Annotated in this window: 16 protein-coding genes; 14 read left to right on the forward strand and 2 right to left on the reverse strand. The window is 56.5% G+C overall.

Annotated features, from left to right (window positions below; all coding sequences use genetic code 11):
* From C475_RS22665 to C475_RS21700, 5 genes are all read left to right on the forward strand, one after another.
* The coding region (locus tag C475_RS22665) for a vWA domain-containing protein (RefSeq protein WP_152436579.1) at positions 1-1647 on the forward strand (1647 nt) is incomplete at its 5' end.
* Positions 1648-1784: 137 nt separating this feature from the next.
* Entirely contained in the window at positions 1785-2789 is a 1005-nt protein-coding gene (locus tag C475_RS23570; RefSeq protein ID WP_152436580.1) for a hypothetical protein, read from the forward strand.
* Between the two features lie 297 nt (positions 2790-3086).
* Positions 3087-4337, forward strand: a complete 1251-nt coding sequence (locus tag C475_RS21690; protein ID WP_006886065.1) for an RNA-guided endonuclease InsQ/TnpB family protein — start codon at positions 3087-3089, stop codon at positions 4335-4337.
* Positions 4338-4615: 278 nt separating this feature from the next.
* Positions 4616-4930, forward strand: coding sequence for a hypothetical protein (locus C475_RS21695; protein ID WP_049931180.1), 315 nt, complete (start codon positions 4616-4618; stop codon positions 4928-4930).
* Between the two features lie 313 nt (positions 4931-5243).
* Positions 5244-5777 (forward strand): hypothetical protein, encoded by a 534-nt coding sequence (locus tag C475_RS21700; RefSeq protein WP_152436581.1) that lies wholly within the window; start codon positions 5244-5246, stop codon positions 5775-5777.
* Positions 5778-6378: 601 nt separating this feature from the next.
* Here C475_RS21700 and C475_RS22670 read toward each other — a convergent pair.
* Positions 6379-7110, reverse strand: a complete 732-nt coding sequence (locus tag C475_RS22670; protein ID WP_006886068.1) for a universal stress protein — start codon at positions 7108-7110, stop codon at positions 6379-6381.
* 135 nt (positions 7111-7245) lie between these two features.
* Between C475_RS22670 and C475_RS25390 the strand changes: the two genes are divergently transcribed.
* From C475_RS25390 to C475_RS21740, 9 genes are all read left to right on the forward strand, one after another.
* On the forward strand, positions 7246-7506 hold the full coding sequence (locus tag C475_RS25390; RefSeq protein WP_394295285.1) for a FeoC-like transcriptional regulator: 261 nt from the start codon (positions 7246-7248) through the stop codon (positions 7504-7506).
* Positions 7507-7524: 18 nt separating this feature from the next.
* Positions 7525-7950 carry a universal stress protein gene (locus C475_RS21705; protein ID WP_006886069.1) on the forward strand — a complete coding sequence of 142 codons (426 nt, stop codon included), beginning with the start codon at positions 7525-7527 and terminating at the stop codon, positions 7948-7950.
* 35 nt (positions 7951-7985) lie between these two features.
* The gene (locus C475_RS21710) at positions 7986-9146 is read left to right on the forward strand and encodes an NAD-binding protein (protein ID WP_006886070.1); all 1161 of its coding nucleotides are present in this window, start codon (positions 7986-7988) and stop codon (positions 9144-9146) included.
* 572 nt (positions 9147-9718) lie between these two features.
* Complete coding sequence (locus C475_RS21715; RefSeq protein WP_049931182.1) at positions 9719-12154, forward strand: amino acid permease; 2436 nt, start codon at positions 9719-9721, stop codon at positions 12152-12154.
* The gene (locus C475_RS21720; protein WP_006886072.1) at positions 12141-12710 is read left to right on the forward strand and encodes a diadenylate cyclase; all 570 of its coding nucleotides are present in this window, start codon (positions 12141-12143) and stop codon (positions 12708-12710) included. Before C475_RS21715 ends, C475_RS21720 begins: the two co-directional genes overlap by 14 nt.
* Before the next feature lie 366 nt (positions 12711-13076).
* Entirely contained in the window at positions 13077-13814 is a 738-nt protein-coding gene (locus C475_RS21725; protein ID WP_006886073.1) for a universal stress protein, read from the forward strand.
* Positions 13815-13816: 2 nt separating this feature from the next.
* Positions 13817-16099 carry an amino acid permease gene (locus tag C475_RS21730; RefSeq protein ID WP_049931185.1) on the forward strand — a complete coding sequence of 761 codons (2283 nt, stop codon included), beginning with the start codon at positions 13817-13819 and terminating at the stop codon, positions 16097-16099.
* A gap of 166 nt (positions 16100-16265) precedes the next feature.
* Positions 16266-17603, forward strand: a complete 1338-nt coding sequence (gene trkA, locus C475_RS21735) for a Trk system potassium transporter TrkA (protein ID WP_049931187.1) — start codon at positions 16266-16268, stop codon at positions 17601-17603.
* Entirely contained in the window at positions 17600-19096 is a 1497-nt protein-coding gene (locus tag C475_RS21740) for a TrkH family potassium uptake protein (protein ID WP_049931189.1), read from the forward strand. The genes trkA and C475_RS21740 overlap by 4 nt, the downstream gene beginning before the upstream one ends.
* A gap of 254 nt (positions 19097-19350) precedes the next feature.
* On the opposite strand, the gene C475_RS22675 is transcribed toward C475_RS21740, so the two are convergent.
* Entirely contained in the window at positions 19351-20487 is a 1137-nt protein-coding gene (locus C475_RS22675) for a lysylphosphatidylglycerol synthase transmembrane domain-containing protein (RefSeq protein WP_082223402.1), read from the reverse strand.
* Positions 20488-20519: the final 32 nt, after the last annotated feature.

Genomic DNA, 20519 nt, shown 5'->3' on the forward strand with positions numbered 1-20519 from the left:
ATCCAAGACTCTACGGAAGAAGGCACACCTGCGTCCGATGGAGATCGTGACGGTCGCGAGCTGCGAAAAGACGACGATGCCGTCACTGGGGGTGAGAGTGCAGACGACGTCGGCGCTCACCAGAGAAACGAGAACGACTGTCTGACCGAACACCGCTCTCCCGAGAACGTCGGGAACGAGACCGTTCCTGAACCATCGAGCCGGGCGGAGGCAATCGCCCAGGCGGCCGACCGAGAGCGGCGCCGTGAACAGGACCACGAGATGACCTCTCCGGGCCGTGCTCCTCCAGAGTCGGGAGAGGCAGACGAAACTACTGGCCCAGGTGGAGTGCCACTCGATACCGCTTCTTCGAGTTCATCAGGAGAGTGTCCTCCTGAGACGCAATCGACTCTTGGTGAGTTTGAAACCAACAGCAGTGGTGGTGTGTCTTCCGGGGACCACACTGAGAGTGAACCGGACGACGGGGAGGGCGATGATTCCACGGAGGAGACTGCTCCTGACAACCTGAGTACCACGGATACTCCGGCGAGGGCGGATCGCGAAGACACCCGCACTACCGCGAGTTCCGATTCGAGTGTTTCTCAGGAAGAGTTCGACCGGAGTTCCACACCGGGGGTGGAAGAACAGGTTCCCGAGGGCCCAGCCCATGCTGCGTGCTCTGAAAGGGATGAGTCGGAAACAGAGGACACGTACAAGGACGCTCTCGAACGCGATGAGCGGGCTGCTCACGACGAGGCAGACCGGGAGACTATCGACCAAGAGACGCTCGAGCAGGAACTCGCCGCTCTCTCAGAGCAACTTGAACGGTCTAGTGACGAGCCCGTGGAAGCAGAACCGGCTCAAGGGGATGGTGGGCAGTCCGGTGGGCCCGGGAATCTCGACGATCTCTCGATACTCCCTGAGGGTGACGAGGTCGTCCCTCCCAGAGAATGGGACGCCATCGAAGAAGGAGCTGAACAGGTCGGAGAGACACTCAATATGTACTTGCGACTGGATCGTCAAAAGAGCGTCCGTCGCGGCCTCTCTGCAGGAGCGTACGATACGGGGGCCGGCCATCGGCTTGCGATAGGCGATCCCCGCGTGTGTAAGAGCCGGACCCTGGGCAACGAGAAACAATACGCGCTGGTCCTCGTACTGGATCGGTCGAGTTCGATGCGCCATGGGTCGCCACGGAAGATCGAGGTCGCCACCCAAGCGCTCGCCCGATTCGCACTCGCTGCTGAGAATCTCGGAATCCGAGTCGCGGTCATCGACTTCATCGGGGGAGAGGCCAGACTCATCAAGCCCTTCAGCGTCCCGGTCCGGCTCGTTCAGGCGGCACTTCTAGATGATTCTGTCGCCGGAGGGACGCCTCTCGCTGACGCGCTCGGACTAGCACGGAATTTGCTCGAAACACAACGCGACGAGCCCATGATCATCACTGTAACCGATGGAGAGCCCAGTTCCGTCGAGGACGTGAAATCACAGATCATGTCGTCGTTTGCACCTATCTGTTCCCTCACCATCGCGACCGACTCTTCCTCGAATACGCTCTCAGAGAACGCTTCAGAACTCGCCCGTTACTACGAGCGCCAGGAAGCCGTCTTTACGCCCGAACGACTCGACGACCGGCTTGACCAATTTGCGAGCCTTCTCGCTGGCTTCTAATCGAGTCGGAAACTATCGCCAGATCAATCCCTACGCTACAACTTGAGTGATATACTTTGGCCATAGCGTAGGACTCGCCACCAGAGCCCTCTTTCTCTCCCTCTGGGCAGCGAAGGGGATTCTCCCCACCACCATCAATGACCACGAGGACAATCCAAGCAGCGGATGAACGCGTTCCACCGCTCACCCTACCGCCAGGCGCGCTGTCGAACGTTGATCGGGAGTACGACTACGACGTCGACGCCGACCCACCGAGTATCGAACCGGTCGAGCATCGAATTCGGGTCGATTTCATGCGTGGGGATTCAATTCGTCGCGACCAACTTCTCGGCGGCTTCAATTTCTGGGCATACGATCCAGATGACCCCGCTACAGACCCGTGGACAGGGGTGAAACAGAAACCGGCCGGTCTGGAGTATGCCGAGGCCACCTGTTCCGATCGTATCCAGGAAGAAGAACGCTATTACGAGGGCTCAGATGACGATACCATACTAGCTGATGCGCCTGCATTCTTGGCCGATCGCCTTCGCATCGCTCGTGCAAAGCAGGATGTTCGACAGGCGCTCGCTGAAGAGCGAGAGAGGCGGACGACTTGGTATCGGAAGCTCATCCCGGCGAATCTCTACCAGATTCTTAAGCAGTCTTCGTTCGGCTCCCTCATCGGGGAAACTGCGGGACCAACGATCGACGGCGATTCGCTGACAAAAGAGAACGCCTTCGTCGGGATGGTTCTCGTCGGCGACCAGACCTCTCCGAGCGATGTCGCTCGTGCGACCGGCCTCGATGCAACCTACGTCTGCAGAGAGAGCGAACTCAGTTCCGGCTCACACGATGTAGCTCCGTTGCTCGGTGATTACGGAATTGAACTGCCCGCTCCAGTCGTCGTCGGCGAATATGCGAGTGGTAGCCAGTATCCGTTCATCCCCTGGGGAGACGGGCTCACCTGTTCGTGTCCATATAAGCATGAGAAGCCGTTCCGCGTCATGTGCAAACACGAACTCTTGGCATGCATCGTTTGCGGGTCTCAGGACAGTATCTTCCTGCCATTGAATAGAGGCGTCGATATCCCTCATCGCGCCCGGCGGTTCGTCAGTCCGGAGGTCGCGTCCTCTCATCGTGTCCACGCCGGTGAGATGCAATGACTGGACCTTCGCTGAACGATTGTGGATGCGATTCTCCGGTTTTCTCTCCCCCGGGGCGGTGAGGAGTCCGAAACATGACCTTCGTCATAGAAGAAAATGCTCCGCCACGAGTCAGAAGAGAGGTCGAAAAGCTTCACCAACTCGCTGTCAACGAGTTCGGCTACCATACCGACCATGTCCTCTTTACCAGAATGGAGGCGAGAATGCTCTCTCCTCAAGGAGCGAGTAGGGAGCGGATGAATCGCCGCACGATAGTACAAACCATTAAGCTAACACATCGCTAATCGAGGAATAGCGATGGAGTACAGTCACCGCTACCCCGCATGCCCGACACAACAGGTAGCGGCTGTACTGGACTCTCACATCGACATTCATCGCCAAGCGTACAACTACGCCCTGTACGAGTACGAGAACGTGGACACCGATGACATCGGTTCCGCGTACAAACACCACTATCGGCTTCCCGACTGGAAAGACGAATACCCCCTCTTCTCGGAAGTAAACTCCAAAGCACTGCAACGAACCGTCACTCGGTTCTACCAGAACCTCAACGGACTCTCCGAGCAGAAGCAAAACGGACGCAACGTCGGGAAGCTCACGTGGAAGTCTCCAACGGAGTTCCAGAGTATGACGTATTCGCAGTCTGGTTTCGAACTCAAAAACACGAGTGGCCGACGTGCGACGCTCTGGCTCTCTAAAATCGGAGATATCCCGATCCGCTACCACCGCGAGATCCCCGACGAAGCCGACATCAAAGAAGTCACCATAAAAAAGGAGACAACTGGCGACTGGTTCGTCTCCTTCGGGCTAGAAACCGACGACGCCGACCTGACCAAGAAACCCGACGTGAACTCTCTCAATACGAGCAATAGCGTGGGTCTTGACCTCGGTATCCGCAACTACGTTCACACTTCAGACGGTACGACTGTCGATTGGCTCAACCTCGAAGACGAGTACGACCGACTCCGCCACGACCAACGCAAACTCTCGCGGAAAGAGCAAGGGTCGAGCAACTACGAGAAGCAACGCCGAACAGTGGCGAAGGTCAAGCGACACATCCGTCGGAAAGTGTTGGACTACCAGCACAAAATCACGACGTGGCTCGTCCGCGAGTACGATGCTGTGTTCGTAGAGGACTTGGACGTGAAAGAGATGTTGGAGCAGTCGCACAACGCTCGCAACAAGCAGGACGCGGCGTGGCACCAGTTCATCACGCTCCTTGAATACAAGGCAGACTTGTACGGCTGTCACGTCGTTCAAGTGGAAGCAGCAGGAACGACCAAAGAGTGCGCGAAGTGTGATGTGGAGACGGCGAAACCCATCTGGGTTCGAGAACACTCTTGTCCGTCGTGTGGGCTCGAGTGTGATCGTGACGCGAATGCGGCGATGAACGTCTTGCAGCGCGGCTTTTCTGAACTAGGGCTGGGATGGCCCGAAGACACGCCTGTGGAGACTGTGCTCCCTACGGACACCCACTCGGTGTCTGCAAAGCGCGTCATCGAAACAGGAAGCCCCACCCTCAACGAAGCCGCACCAGCGGCTGAGTAGGGAGGGGTAGTTCACTGCCCACGAAGATGGGAGGATCAAGGGAAGGATCGCCCTCGATGTCGCAACGAAATTTTACGAGGCGGAGAGGGGCCCGACTTACAACTCGACAAAGGGGGGTGAGGACTTCGATCCAGATCCACCAGCTATCGGTGTCGGCGCCTCTACGTCGGATGCATCGCCTGCTGTAGCCGAGTCGGAAGTGTAGCTATAGAAGGTAGCCCTGTTGCAACTCATTCAATCTGTCTTCATTTATCTCCAAAGGCGAGCAATCTTGAGACGTGAACTTCCCCTCCGAATATTCGACTCTATCGCTTGCGTCTGAGGTTCCACTAGACTCCTTCGACGTCGTCACAGTCATGGATGGTCTGGGAGTGAACGGGCTCGAGCGGTACTGGCTCGGGTTTTTCGACGAGGATTTGCACGACGACGGGGGCTCGTTACTCGCACGACCTGTGGGACATCATATGTTTCCACACCCGATGAGTCTCCCAGAGATCGAGGAGTGGGCTCTCGAGAACCTGAGCATCCCCAAAGAAGCTTTGGCAACCTGTGAGTCGAATGCTGGCCGAAGTCAGCGGACCAGTGAGGTCTGAAGGAACTGGACACAGAGTTCGATAAATTCAGATGCCACCTAAGAAACTATCAGGCGACGAGTCCGACTCCCGCTCCCAGCTTCCTCTCACTCGTCGAGCAGCACTCGCTAGTGCTGGAACAGTGCTCACAGCGGGGTTTACCGGCTGTCTTGGAATCATCGGGGCGGAGCCCCGTCCAGATCCCGTTCCCGACCAGATCGGTTCTCCGACGTCCACGTCGACTGCGCCGGCGAGTTCGCCTTCACCGGCGGCACGCGGACCGGTCAATCAAACGGCGCCGACCGCGGTCGCAACCCCCGCGAGAGGAACGGCCGTGCCGGCAGATGAACCCTCGGTCATGCCGCAGAATTCCTTGGAACGCCCTGGAGACGGGCCAATTTACAGCGGTCCTATCGAATCCGCATCCGTCAACAGCTGGAGTGATGGCGTTCGAAATCCCGCGCCGGGAATGAAGCTCGCAGATGTTACTTTACAGCTGTCACCGGTCGAAGAGTGGGAGTATGACCCGAGACATCTGCAGTACACGGACGATCTCGACGTGGATGTGTCCGAGGACGGCGACACCTTCGAAATCATCGGGCAGTTCCACCTTCGAACTTCGTGCGACACCTACGGTCTCAGCCACGTTTTCGTCGAGGATCGTGTCGGAAACGTGGTCATCGATTACGTCGAGCAATATTCCTGCGATGGCAGCGATCGGGACACCTACGGTCACTGGTTCGCCCAGTACGTCATTACGGGAGAGTTCGTCGGTGCGTTCGATTCACTAATCGTCTGGCACCGCAATGGTCACGTCGCCCACCCGGATTTTCCGAGCCCGATTCGGATCGAAACACCGGTTCCTTAACATTGCACTGAGCTGTGAGTGCGTCATACAACAGTTCACAAGCTCGTTCTTCGCTCCCTAGACTCGTTCAGTGCACACTGCCTACTGAGTACTGTGCGACCACTTTCCGAGTGTGTTAATACTCCGCACGGACTAGACACAGTATGAAGTGTGTCCGATGTGGAGAAGAAGGTGCTGAGCGAATCGAAGTGGAATTTGAGTCAGGAGCTGTTGTAGTAATGTATCTTTGTCCGAAGTGCTCTGCGGAGCAATCACGTGACCAGGATGTAACTGCACTCATCTCATCTCCGAGTAGGTAACCTCCAACGGTCCAGAAACGTATTCGTGATCTACATATACTGAGCGAATAGAGAACGCGTCGCACGGGTATGAAGGCTGCTGTACGACACCCCTCATGGCCCCCTAATCTTGTAGATCTCGAATGAATTGTCTATGTTGTCGGCGACAGTACTCAGGATGTCGACATCTGGTGGAAAAATAGCTGATGGCCCGATACCAACTGCTGTCGCTGTATCTTGAACGCCATATTAATGGCGGCTGTCAAGTTGATTCCGTTTCCGACCACTCGTACCCCTCATGGTCGGGTTAGCTTATGAAGCGTTCATTTACCCGTCCTGATTGTGAGCAACGGTTTCTCCGTCTCGTCAGCGATCTTCGATTGGATCGTTCCAAAAATGCGTTCTCGCAACGTTGGCTTGCTTTCGCCCATTACTACGAAGTCAAAGTCAGAAATTCGTGATAGAATAACCTCATTCGGCTTTCCGTTTGTCGACTGTTCCCATTCAGTTCGATCACAGTTAATTCCTAATTCGCTGAGCCGATCAACAAGTCCACGAAGCATGTACTCCGTTGCGTCGTGCAAGTGTTCGTTCGAATTCTCAACGGCGTAAAAGAGGTAGAGCTCCACATCGCTCTCGGCGAACAGCGACCCAAGAATGGTGACGATCCGATCAAGGTCAGTATTCGGTTTCACCAAGACTATTCCGCGTGTTGGTCCCGATGGCGCTGATTCTGTTCCCGGAATCAGGACCGACTGACACTCATACTTGTTTGTAGCTGTATCGATTAACTGATTCCGGTCTTTCGTAAACACCAGGTGGGTCTCGACCTCAACTCCCCGATCGATAAACTGATCTGCGAGAGTCTGCAGTTGCTGTTGCGCTTCGGTTTCGAATTGAGCGCGGGCCTGGTCAGGTGCTGATTGATCTGGAACCGGCCAGTACCCGAGGAGAACAACGTCCCTCAATGGTACCGTCTTGATGAGCGTCCCATCAAGCGAGCGCGACTCAGATACATCAACCGGAATCAGTACCCGCTTGAGCGAAGCCGTCATGATATGAAGGACTACAATCTCTGAAGGTAAAATAGCACATCCCCGTCGGAGTGTCTTTATCAGCACGTCTGTCGAAGCAGTCGTATGGGAGACAACAGTGATCAAAACCTTTCAACGGACGAAATTTACCATGAAATGGAGGTGCTTGAGCCATACACTACGGGGGAACTTGCCTCGTATTTCGGTGCCCCGAAAGACCGCGTTCGCAAGTTATTACAACGACTCTCTCACTCGGGGAAGCTTCGAAAGAAGGAACCCGAGCCGAAGCAGGCAATCTGGATTCGAGAGGCACCAATTCATGAGTGTGCAAACTGCGGGTACAAATATGAAGTCAAATTTCTCCATCCCGTTCTATCCGCAGTCCAGTTCTGTCCCCGGTGTGGAGAACAAGTATAGCGAGGGAGCTCGCCACATATGAACGTCTTTGTACCCGTCCAGTATCCGCTCACAGAAACCAACAAACAGGCGATCCAGCGAGGGATTGACCTCGTAGAAGATGACGATGTGTCGGAACTGCTCATCTTCCACATGAATGAGGTACAGACAGACCGGCGTATCAATCGACAATCGTTACGCGACGCTGTCGAGACCTCGTTTGACGGGCTCACTGCGAGTTACGTCGTGCGGGACGGATTTGTTGCTGAAGAGGCACTCATCGAAGCGGCGATCCAGTTCGATATGGATTATATTGTCCTGAGCAAGTATCGTCGTGACCGGTGGAAGCGACTTCTCGAAGAGGTTCTCAATCTGGATCAGGATCCCCAACAACTCCTTCACGAACGGACGGGGATCACAGTTGAGGTTATTACTGAGGACGAACACGAGTCCAGCAACGCATGAGTACGTCGCTTCTGTCACGAGTACGGGATCGTTGGATGGGCTGGAAAGCACTCGGACTCCGTGTGACTATCACCCTCACTGCCGCCGTCGCGTTACTCTCTGTCGTGACGGGAATCGCAAATATCAGTGCGCAGTCGGTTGCCGGCCCAATCGCCGAGTTCATCCCACTCGCAATCCAGCGAACGGCCGGATTTACCGGGGCATTGACCGGTTTTCTCATGATCGGGAGTGCGTACGGGATGCGCCGCAGGCTTCGGGTTGCCTGGTACTCGACTGTCGTTCTGTTGCCCGTCACGGCACTCCAGGGCGTGTTACAGTCGAGCCCGCTCTCGGTGCCGCTGATCGTTCTGTCCATCTTGGCGATGCCGAACGTCCTGTACAATCGCAGGCAATTCGAACGAGCGGTCGAATTAACGACCGCTCAAATTGCCGCCGGGATGGCTATCATTGGTGCACAGATTTACGGAACCGCTGGAGCCTACGCGCTCCGCGAGGACTTCACGAGTATCAGCACCCTCGTCGATGCGTTTTATTACACGCTCGTCACCGCGAGTACGGTCGGATACGGTGACGCTGCACCGACTTCGCAGGTCGCGCGCCTATTCGGGATGTCCGTCGTCATCATCGGAACAGCCAGTTTCGCGGTTGCGCTCGGAACACTCTTGGGGCCACTCGTCCAAGCACGCTTTGCGAAAGCACTCGGAAGAATGTCTGAAGACGAACTCAGCCTCCTCGACGATCACATACTCCTCCTCGGATACAGTGAAATCGTTCAGGTGATACTCGACGACATCCAGAATCGGGGCGACGTGCTCGTCGTCTCGCCCGACAGAGAGGCCGTACGCAACCTAACGGATCGGGGCGTCAATGCACTCACTGCGGAGCCTGATGATGAGGACTCTCTCCATGAGGCCGGTGTTGAGCGTGCTCGAACAGTTGTCGTCGCAACAAACGACGACGCAGCCGATGCACTGACGATACTGACCGTTCGGCAACTCAACCCCGATATCAAGATACTCGCTGTTGCCACCAACCGCGAGAACATGAAGAAACTGGAACGTGCAGGTGCAAACACTGTCGTGAGCCCGGCAGTCATCGCCGCACGGCAACTCGTGGATTCGGCTCTCGGAGCCGACTCCGAGAACGGATTTGACCTTCTGAACGAGCAGCGCGATGATGGTACAGATACCTCATAACCGCAGTCTCTTACTCAGAGAATTTTGCTAAGTAACCGGATCGTTGGGGGGAGCGTAACACGTAGCAGTGCTCCACCGAACCCGAGGCTAATAAACCCCATCAAGATGGCGAACTGTGACCTGTCGGTCTCGACTCCGACGAGAAAGTGATACAAAACGAGTGAGCCGGAACTTTGGACTAGAAACAGCCCGGTTACGCCTCCTCCAATCACGAAGAACGGGTCTGATTCAAGCGATAAGAACGGATATGGTGGATTGAGAACTCCCAAAAACCCTGCAGTAAGGCCTATCACAATATAGAGTAGAAACAAACTCGCAAAGAAGAGCATACCATACAAACCAATACGAAAAGATGTCTCCAGATACGTCTCAAGAAGAGTTACGAACCTGACTATTCGTGAGTGGGATGGTTCCATTCTGTTGGAAGCGGTGTTTCTTCGGTGAATGGTACGTCAGTAGCGGTTATCAAGCCATTGCAGCGAGCACGTACGAGCAAAAAACTGGCTGGATGATATGTCGAACAGGTCCCCGACACCCCTGATATTTAGTGTGTAGCAGACAGGACCGCTATTATGGCTGATGAGCCGCCATCTTCTGCACAGACAGGAGAATCACAAGTAACCGAAGAACTCAATCCCGAAATCGGGCTTCTCGGTGCGCTGGCCATCGGCGTCGGAACGATGATCGCGGCCGGAATCTTCGTCCTGTCCGGGCTGGCTGTGAGCAACGTCGGCGCAGTCGCTATCGGCTCGTTCCTCCTCGCGGCCGTCGTCGCCGGGTTCACTGCCGCCTCGTACGCGGAGTTCTCCTCGATTTATCAGGAAAGCGGCGGCGGCTACATGTACGTCGCCAACACGTTCGACAGCAATCTCACCTACATCATGGGCTGGACGATGATCCTCGGCTATCCCGCCAGTGCCGCCTTCTACCTCGCCAGTTTCTCCGAGTGGTTCTATCGCTTCATCTTCCCCGTTCTTTCGATCCCCCGCGCCCTCCCGTTCTGGATTCCCGGACTCGTCATCCTCGGCCTCCTCATCGTCCTCAACATGAAGGGAACCGAAGAGTCCAACCAGTTCCAGATCATCGTGACCGGACTGAAAGTCGCCCTCCTCATCCTCTTTCTGTACGGCGGCCTCCAGACGTTCGAGACTAGCGTCATCATGACGTCGGTCGCCGAAAACATCGACCGGGTCACGCAGATCGGGTTGACCAGCGCCCTCGTGTTCATCACGTTCTTCGGGTTCTCCGCGATCACCACCAATGCGGAGGAAATCAAAGACCCCGGAACGACGATCCCCCGTGCGATCTACCTCAGCATGGGCATCGTGACGGTCATCTACGCGCTGGTCGTGCTCGTTATCGTCCTCGCCGTCAACGATGCCGCATTCCTGGACTTTCTCACAGACAATGTCCAGATCGGTGGGTTGGCCCCCGCGGAGTTCGTCGCCGAAAATGGCGAAGTGTCCATGGGCTACGCCGCGCAGTACTACCTCGGTCCGCTCGGGTTCTACGTTATCATCGTCGGTGCACTGGTCTCGATGCTCTCGGCGGCGAACGCGACCATCATGGCGGGGTCACGGGTCAAACTCGCCATGGCGCGCCGGAACCACCTTCCCCGGGGATTCGAGGATGTGCATCCTGACTTCAACACGCCCTACAAGGCCGTCCTCCTCACGGGCGGGGTCATCCTCACGTATATCGTCGTGTTCGCGGTCATCTTCGGCGAAGCGGCCGGAAGCGAACCACTGTTCGGCCTCCATCTCGGGATCGAAGGACTCGCCCAATTCGCCAATTTCCTGCTGCTCACCGGGCTGAGTATCGTCAACATCGCGCTGATTCAATCCCGCCGAAAGTACCCCGACCTCGACCGTGGCTTCAGAGTGCCCCTCGTTCCCGTTATCCCGGCTATTGCGGTCCTCGCAAACCTCGGACTGCTCGTCAACGTCGGGCTCACGGCGTTGCTGATCGGCCTCGGCGTGGAAGTACTCGGAGTCGTCGTCTGGTTCGTCTGGAAGAGCCGAACGCCGCCGGTCGAGGAACTCGAAGAGCAAACCCCGACTGCCGTCGCGGAGTACCGGTCGTCGGGTGAGGACTATCAGGTCGTCGTCCCGATAGCCAATCCACGTAACGCCCGCCAGTTGATGCGGACGGCAATGACGCTCGCTGAGGACAACGACGGTGAGATACTGGTCATGAGCGTCGTGACCGTTCCCGACCAGACACCGCTCTCACGAGGGCGTGAACAGACCGACGAGAAACGCGAGGTGCTCGACCAGGCAATGGACCTCGCCGAAGAGCGTGATGTCCCGGTAAGCGGGACGATCCGCATTGGTCACAACGCTGCCGACGCTATCCTGAATACGATCACACAGCATGATAGCGATGCGGTCATCGTCGGGTGGAAAGGCCGCCGGTCAAAGCGACGCGACGTCGTCCTCGGAACGAACGTCGATCGAGTGGTCCAGGAGGCCGATTGCGATGTCTTTGTCGAGAAAATCGGGATGGATGCTGATGGGGTAGTGGACTCGATTCTGGTGCCGGTCGCGGGGGGCCCACACGCCGAACTCGCAATCGAGACTGCAGGCGCAATCGCCAGACACACAGGGGCCACCATCCACGCAATATACGTGATCGACCCGGACCCTTCGGCAGAGACCCGTCAGCGAGACGACTCGATGCTCGCTGACCGAACAGCGACACTCGAAGACGCCACAGTCGAAACGACGCTGCTGGAAAGCGCCGATGTTGTCGGTGCGCTCGTCGAGGAAAGTGCAGACCACGACCTCACGATCATCGGTGCGACGAGAGAAGGTGTAATTCAAAAATTTGTGTTCGGAACGATTCCGGAGACGGTCGCAGAGCGTGCACCGACAACCGTCATCATGACCAAACGAGAGCTCGACGTCAAAACACGGCTGCAAGAATCGCTGGACAAACTCCGGGAACGTGTGCGTGGCTCCCCGAATGCGATAGAGCAAAACGGCATAGGAGATAATGCCCGTGACTGAGTGGGACCCATTGCGCGTGGAGTACACGACGGTTGCAGAGCTCATCGATTTTATCACGTATACTGTCGAAAGTATCAGTCTCGGGTTCGATCGGTGGGAGGAAGAATATGTCCGGGGACCGGGACTGTATTTCGTGGTCGTGACTGGCGTTCATTCTGGCGACTACGCGGATCCATTGGGTGAGAACACGTGGCCGGTGGAGACCTGTCGGGTCGTCACGGAGAACCTCGACGGGTTCGTCGAGGCGGCGGAAACTGTTGGGCACACACGTGATGGCGCGGTCATCATCAGTACGGATGGGACCATCCAGAAACAGATGGTCCGCATCAAAAGCCAAAGTGACAGCGAGAAACGGACGGCTGAGAACGAGGCGGTCGAATATGCTGACTGGATGGGAACGAAGCACTTGAGCGCGATCGAGGTATCCGTCCGCGAGGAAGTGGTGGCAGCCATCACACTGAGCGAGGAGAATGGTCGGATGTCCGTCTTTCAGGACGGGGAGTATGATGATTATCAACGCGACGAGCTCGGTGGTGTGTGGCGTCCCACTGACTGAGCGGGGATTGGCCTCGTATACAGTCAACTGATGCAGTCACTCAGAGCCCGAGTGAGCGGTTTGTTCAGTACAGATCTATAGCGTGTCATAGAAGCTTTCACAGACGATCTACAGCGGTGTAACCTAAGTAGTGAAATGTTGAGAGAGATGTGGTTACGGAAGGCAGTGCAAGATATAGAGCAGGGAGTCAGCACACGACCGTGGTCTCCTCAGGGTCAAAAGACCAAGACACGGGCTGCAGATTCCATGCGAAATCTTCGCACCCGATCGTGACAGACAGAAGTTACACCAGTCATTCTGAGAGCTTTATCTGCCGATTCACTGTCTTACGATATTTTTATTCCTGGTGTCTCGGAACCCATAGGTGTGACTCCAACCGACGACGTCACCGTTCTGGTGCCAGTCGATATCTCCGGCAGTTACTCACTGCCAGTGCCGGTCCTAGAGCTGTTGTCGTCGGTACATGTCGTTGTGCTGGGATACTACCCGGTCCCGAGCCAGGCTGCCCCCGCACAGATCAAACACCAGCACGAAGCGAGTGCCAGACGACAGCTAGAGGCGGTCGCCAACCATTTGAGTAATCACGCAGACGCGGTCACCGACATCCTTGTATTCACTCACGACCGCGACGAGTCGGTCGATCGCATCGCCGACACCTACGATGTTGATGCGATACTCACTCCCGGGGAGGGCGCATCCATCAACCGCCTTCTGGTGCCCCTGCGGGGAGATTCGAACATCGAGAACATCCTGTCGTTGGTCACGGCCCTTCTCAATGCGACGAACGCGAGCGCGACACTGTTCCACTCCGTAGACGCAAGCGACTCCGACGGACACGGCGAGGGCATCCTTGAGGCAGCCGTCGACAATCTGGCCGGTAGGGGGATCGATCGCAGTCGGATCGACAAACAACTATCGACGGACGACGACACCGTTAGTGATATTCTCACGGCCGAGGACGGGTACGACGTTCTGGTCATCGGCGAGTCGGAACCCTCCCTCCGGGACCGCATCCTCGGGCGAGTTCCGTCCCGGCTTCTCTCGAATACGCCGAAACCAGTCTTCGTCGTCCGTGACACGAACGGCACTACCACGGATTCCTGACGATGGGTGTCGATAGCGGGCAACTTGAGCGGAACCTGGGCTTTCTCGAAGCGATGACGCTGGGCGGCGGGACGATGATCGGTGCCGGTATCTTCATCCTGCCGGGGCTGGCCGCGGAAGGGGCTGGTCCGGCGAGTGCAATCTCATTTCTCATCGCCGGCTTCGTCGCGTTGCTCGCCGCCCTCTCGCTGGCGGAACTCGCGACTGGGATGCCCGTCGCCGGGGGGAGCTATCACTACGTCAACCGCGCCCTCGGTGGCCTCTTCGGGAGTATCGTCGGCTGGGGGATGTGGACCGGACTCATGTTCGCCAGCGCGTTCTACATGATCGGCTTCGGCCAGTACATCGTCGGGCCGTTGGCCGTTCTCGATGGGCGCGCGCTCATCGTCCTGCTGGGCGTACTCGGCCTCGGTCTGATCGTCGGGATCAACTACTATGGCACCGACGAGTCCAGCGGTGCCCAGAACATCATGATCGGGACCGAGTTCGCGATCGTTTTGGCCTATGTCGCTCTCGGCGTGTTCTTCATCGATCCCGCCAACCTCCGGGAGTTCGCACCGACCGGTGCGACCGGTATCGTCGCGACCACCGGGACCGTCTTCGTCACGTATCTGGGCTTCGAGATCATCGCGACCGTCGCGGGTGAGATCAAACGACCTGGGAAGCTCATCCCGCTGACGATGGTTCTGTCGGTCGTCTCGGTGACTCTCCTGTACGCCATCATCATGCTGGTCAGCACGGGCGTCGTCCCCTATCAGGAACTGGGTGACTCGCTGGTGCCCGTCTCCGACGTTGCAGAGATCTCGATGTTTGGGACTATCGGTGTCGGGGCGGTCACGTTTGCCGCGGCCATTGCTGCGATCTCCAGTTCGAACTCCTCGATCCTCGCGGCCTCCCGCGTTATTTTTGCGATGGGCCGGGACAGCCTGATGAGCGAGCGCCTGAACGTCACTCACCACCGCTTCAGCACACCCCACCGTGCCATCATCACAACGGGGTGTGTCACCGGTGGACTCATCCTGCTGGGTCTGCGTGTCCAGGAGATCGTCGCCCTGCTCGCACAGGTGGCGAGTTTCAGCTTCCTGCTCACGTACGCGCTTGTCCACGTCGCTGTCGTCGTCTTCCGGAATGCTGATCCCGACGCCTACGACCCCGACTTCGAGTTGCCCGGTCTCCTGTACCCGACCGTCCCGATTTTGGGTATCGCGATGGCAGCACTCGTCATCTCCCAGATGCGAACACCAGTCATCGTCGTCGGGATCGGCATCGTGGCACTGGGCGTCCTCTGGTACGTGGTCTACGCCCGTGACCGTGCCGTCGAAGAGGGACTCGTCGACGACGCTCTCGACAGCCTCCGTGACGAGATCCCGGTTCCCTTGCCAGGGTCGGCACCCCCCTCGGCGGCCGAGGAGACGTACACGGTCGTCGTTCCCGTCGCCAACCCCGAGACACAGCACGGCCTCTTGCGACTCGCAGCAGCCAGCGCCCGCGCACACGCCGACGAGCGATCGCCCGAACTGGTGGCGATGAACGTCATCGAGGCCGAGGCCTCATCCCACCGAAACATCGAGTCCGAGCGCGTCGATCACCAGCACGCCTTGCTGGAGGAAGTCCACGACATCACCGACGAGATGGACCTCATCGTGCGCACGCGAGCACTCGTCGAGCCGGACGCCGGCGAGACCATCGTCAGGGTAGCGACTGAAGAAGACGCCGATCAGGTCCTCATGGGATGGAACGGGGTTCTGGCTCGTGACGAGCACGTCTTCGGCGCGACACTGGACCCGGTTATCGCGGACGCACCATGTGACGTGTCGCTGATCGAGATCAAGCCCGGCAATATCGGACAACCGGTCGCCCTCGCCGGTCCCGGACCCCACGCACCGAAAGCCGCCCAACGTGCCGTCGAGTTCGCAACGGTCCAGGGGACGACACCCGTGTTACTCAACGTGCAATCACCGGCTCCCGGTGAGGACGCCGACCCGCGCCAGCGCGGGCACGAGGCGATTGCCTGGGTCGCCGACAGGGCGGGGCTAGACCGCGACGACTACGAGCCACGAGTCGTCGTCAACGAAGAGACCGAAGCTGCGATTCTCGACGCAGTTGACGACTTCGACACTGTCTGTGTTGGTCTCTCCGAGAAAGATGCCACGTCACGCATCCTCTTTGGCTCTATCGCAGAGCGCATCAGCCAGCAAGCGCCCGGCAACGTCGGTATCATCCGAGGCACTGAAGAGGAGACTGCGGCGAATACAGCCACGGAATCGTTGGTCCGACAAGCGTGAAAGAGACGGGACAAACAGTCAGTAGTTTCCGGTCGTTCAGTTCAAACAGGCTGGTCTAATCTCCTCAAAACTGACATCCACCTGAGAAGTCGGTCTGGGGTCAAGAAGGACTTTTTAGTAGGTCTCATCCGATAGTCACCCCAATGATCGTATTGAGTGGGAGTCTATGAGAGTGATTGTCGTCGGTGCTGGTGAAGTCGGGTCGAATATTGCAACCAGCCTCGTCGAAAATCACGATGTTATCGTCGTCGATGTTGACGCCGAAAAAGTCGAGGAACTCACCTACTCAAATGATATATTGGCGATTGAAGGTGATGGAACTTCGCTGAAGGTACTCCGAGAGGCTGGCATCGCCGAAGCAGATATGCTTATTGCCAGTACAGACGACGATGAGACCAACCTCGTCACCTGTGGAACCGCAAAAACAACCGGTGATGTCTTTACTATTGCTAGGACTCGAAACGCGAATTTCTTTAGGACGTGGTCAGAGTACGAGGGCGCATTCGGCGTCGACTTCATGGTTTCGACGAATATCCTCACAGCAAATGATATCGTCCGTGTGGTTGGTCTCCCAGCGGCAATTGATGTCGACCCGTTCGCTGGCGGGCTCGTCCAGATGGCCGAGTTCGAGGTGATGGCAGGAAGTGACATCGCAGGACAGAGTGTCGAACAAGCGGATAAATTCGATTCGATCACGTTCGCAGCCCTAGTTCAGGATGGCGATGTCCGAATCGCTCGTGGGGAGACGCGTATAGAAGCTGGGAACAGGGTGATCGTCATCGGCAGTCCAGAGAGTGTCCAATCCTTTTCGAGAACGGTCGCCTCACCTGAATCCTCAGAGGGGGGCCACGATATCGTCATCGTCGGTGGGAGCGACATCGGATATCACACGGCTAAGCTGCTCGAAGAACGTGGTATCGAACCCCGGTTAATCGAACAAGATGCGGACCGTGGTCGAGAACTCGCCGAAGACCTCCCCGGAACAATCGTGTTGGAACACGATGCGACAGATACAGATTTCCTCGTCGGGGAACAGATCGACCGGGCGGACGCAGTCATCGCAGCAACCGACAGCGACGAAAAGAACCTCCTCGTCTCACTGCTCGCACAAAACATTGGAGTTCGCCGAACAGTCGCCGTTGTCGAGGAAGGGCAATACGGCGGCTTATTCGAGGCGATCGGGATCGATGTCGCAATCAATCCACGTGAAGCGACTGCGGAGGAGATTATCCGCTTCACACAGAAGGGGCAGGTTGAAAACCTCTCACTCATCGAAGGTCGCCAAGCAGAGGTGGTGGAAATCGAGGTCGATGAGGATAGCGTTCTTACCGGTCGGTCCATCCGGGAGAGCGTTACCGAACTCCCAGCCGATATCGTCATTGGGGCGATCACTCGCGACCAAGAATTCATCGTTCCCCGTGGCGAAACCGTCATTGAACCGGGCGATCACGTCGTTCTCTTTGTGGCCACAGATGTTCTGTCTCCCGTTATGGATGTTGTATGAGGATTCGCGTTGATTGGCGGGTTAGCTGCCGACTGGTTGGTACGATCCTCAAGTGGCTGTGGGTGCCACTACTCATTCCACTTGGAATCGCTCTCTATGACGGAACGGCGGTGCTCCCGTTCGCTCTCCCGATACTTGGAACAGCACTCCTCGGACTCGGTCTCGAACAGTTGACCGACGAGCAAGATCTCCGTGCCCGAGAGGCCTTTCTAATGGTCTCATTGACGTGGCTGAGCATCGCTCTCGTCGGTTCCGTCCCATTTCTGCTGGCTGGGGAAGGCGCTCTCGCTGAACCTGTGAACGCGCTCTTCGAGAGTATGAGCGGTATCACGACGACCGGCGCAACGGTTATCGTGAATTTCGACCGCCACTCACGAGCCATCCTTATGTGGCGAGCTGTGCTTCAGTGGCTCGGTGGGCTCGGAATCCTCGTGCTAGCCACGGCGGTCCTCTCCCAGTTATCAGTCGGTGGGGCACAGCTCATGGAGACGGAAACCCAGACACAGGACGTCGACAAACTCACTCCCAAAATTTCGGAAACGGCCGCTCTTCTCTGGAAGCTCTATATCGGCCTGACCGGGCTCCAAGTGGCAGTTCTCTACGGGTTTCACTTGCTTGGATATGCACCGGAGATGACGTTGTACGATGCGATTGCGCACGCATTCACGACGATCGCGACGAGTGGTTTTTCACCGCGGGGCGACAGTATCGCTGCCTTCTCTCCTGCTGTGCAGTGGGCGATTATTCCGTTCATGGCGATCGGTGCAACCAGTTTCGTGTTGCTCTACTTCGTCTTCCAAGGAAACTTCGACCGGCTTCGGAACAGCGATGAGTTTCGGTTCTACGTCGCGATTCTCGGATTCTTCTCCCTCGGTGTTGGCGGAATGCTATTCGCGAACGGCGGTCCATATACGAACCTCGAAGAGATCGCTCGACATGCTATCTTCCAGGTTGTCTCAATCGTCACAACCACTGGCTACGCGAGTACGGACTTCAACCTCTGGTCGGCGGGGCCCAAACACCTCCTGTTCGTCTGTATGTTCATCGGTGGGATGGCCGGCAGTACAACCTGTTCGATTAAAACGCTGCGCTGGTTGGTCGTCGTGAAGGCGTTTCGGCGCGACCTGTTTACCGCAGCCAGTCCAAGCGCGATTCGCCCAGTCCGACTGAGCGGATCCGTCATCGATGAAGAGACGGTTCGGGATATCTATGCTTACACCCTGGTCAGCCTCGTGTTTTTCATCCTGGCGACGATCATCGTCGTGCTCGACGCCTCCCGTGTACAATTAACCGTCTCTGAATTTGAGGCGATGAGTGCTGCAGCGGCCACGTTCTTTAATATCGGCCCGGCGTTCGGTATCGCAGGCCCACTCGAGAGCTACGAGACGTTCCCCGAATCGACGAAGCTTGTCATGACCTTCCTTATGTGGGTTGGGCGAATCGAAATCATTCCGGTGCTTGTGTTATTGACACCGTCCTACTGGCGGTCGTGAAAAGTGGGGAGTAGCGACACTAATCCAGCTAAGTCCCACATTGGGGCACAGACGGACTGAAGTGAGGATTGAATGAAGGGACTTGACCTGAAACTCAGAGCCCAGTTTCCACATTCGTAGACGGAAGGTTCTCGAATTCAAATCGGCCTATCTGGCTCCGGTTTTTCCGAACATTATCTTCTGCGACGAACTTGTTCAGGAACGACCAAATGAGCTGTCAAGCCCGGTTTCCGGTGAGACTGAATAGCTTCTGACTATCTTGCACGGTTAATCATGTCTGCCAAGTTAAGGTTCATCATTGGAAACCATCCCAAGAACGCAGGAAGGTACACACCGAGTGAGCGGTCGATTAGGATTGCCGCAACGGCGACCTCTTCGGAGACACCTAGACTAACAAATACTAAAGTCGCGGAAGCTTCCGCAACGCCGACGCCACCTGGCGTGAGTGGTAAAATTGTGACGCTATAGGCCATCACGAGCACAAGCGGAAGTAACCAGGCAGGGGTAAACGTGGATCCCAATTTTTCAAACAAGAGCCAAACCCGAAGTCCAGGGAATATCATCAGCGTACCCGCCCATGCAAGTGCATAGGGTATGACCACAGTTGGGTTCGCGGACAAATTCCGGAACAAAGCTGCTGACTCGGAGGTAAATGAGGGAAGTTTGCTGACCAGTGACGCTGCCTTTTCACCAACGGCTGGAAGTCGTTTGATGAAAATCTGAAGTCGTGAGAATACGACACTAGCAGAGTCAAGTCGACGGCCGGCCAGCAATACGACGATCCCAGCAGTAAGATACATTGCAGTCGAAAGAACGATGATTACGAGCAGTCCACGCGGTAGTTTCGTTGCGAGGAGTCCAGATCCTATGAGGGTGATAGTGCCGTACAAAATAGCATATAGCGCCGTGTTCAGTCCAGCAATGGTGACAGCCTCTGGCCAGTCAGTGTCCGTGTAATGGTGGATGACAACTGGTGCAACCGAGTGACCAGATACTTTTGAGGGGACAACATGGTTGATAGACTTTATGACAAGATCGATGTATACTGCAGTTAGAAATCGTGTTTTATTTTGCCCATTTAGAAGGACGTGCCACGACGAGAACCGAGATCCAAATTCCAGTATCGTGATAACTATAATTGCAACCAGAACAATAACGTCTAAGGACGCTAACAATGTGATTATTCGCTGGTGATCGATCTCCTGAAGTATATACGCGAATGCTCCTACTGCTATCCCGTACTTTAGTATCTTTAGAGCGAATTGCTTCAGCCGAGACAATTTTTCCCTTTGCATCTGGTTATTATGGTTAGCGTCAGATTTTGAGGGTACATTCTCAAGCTCTGATTCCGCCGAATCCGCCGGATCAGACGGGGTATTTCCGTTTGTCATAGTAGGTCCGTCGGTTCCGTCTTATTAGACTA

Source organism: Halosimplex carlsbadense 2-9-1, from assembly GCF_000337455.1.
Taxonomy (GTDB): Archaea; Halobacteriota; Halobacteria; order Halobacteriales; family Haloarculaceae; genus Halosimplex; species Halosimplex carlsbadense.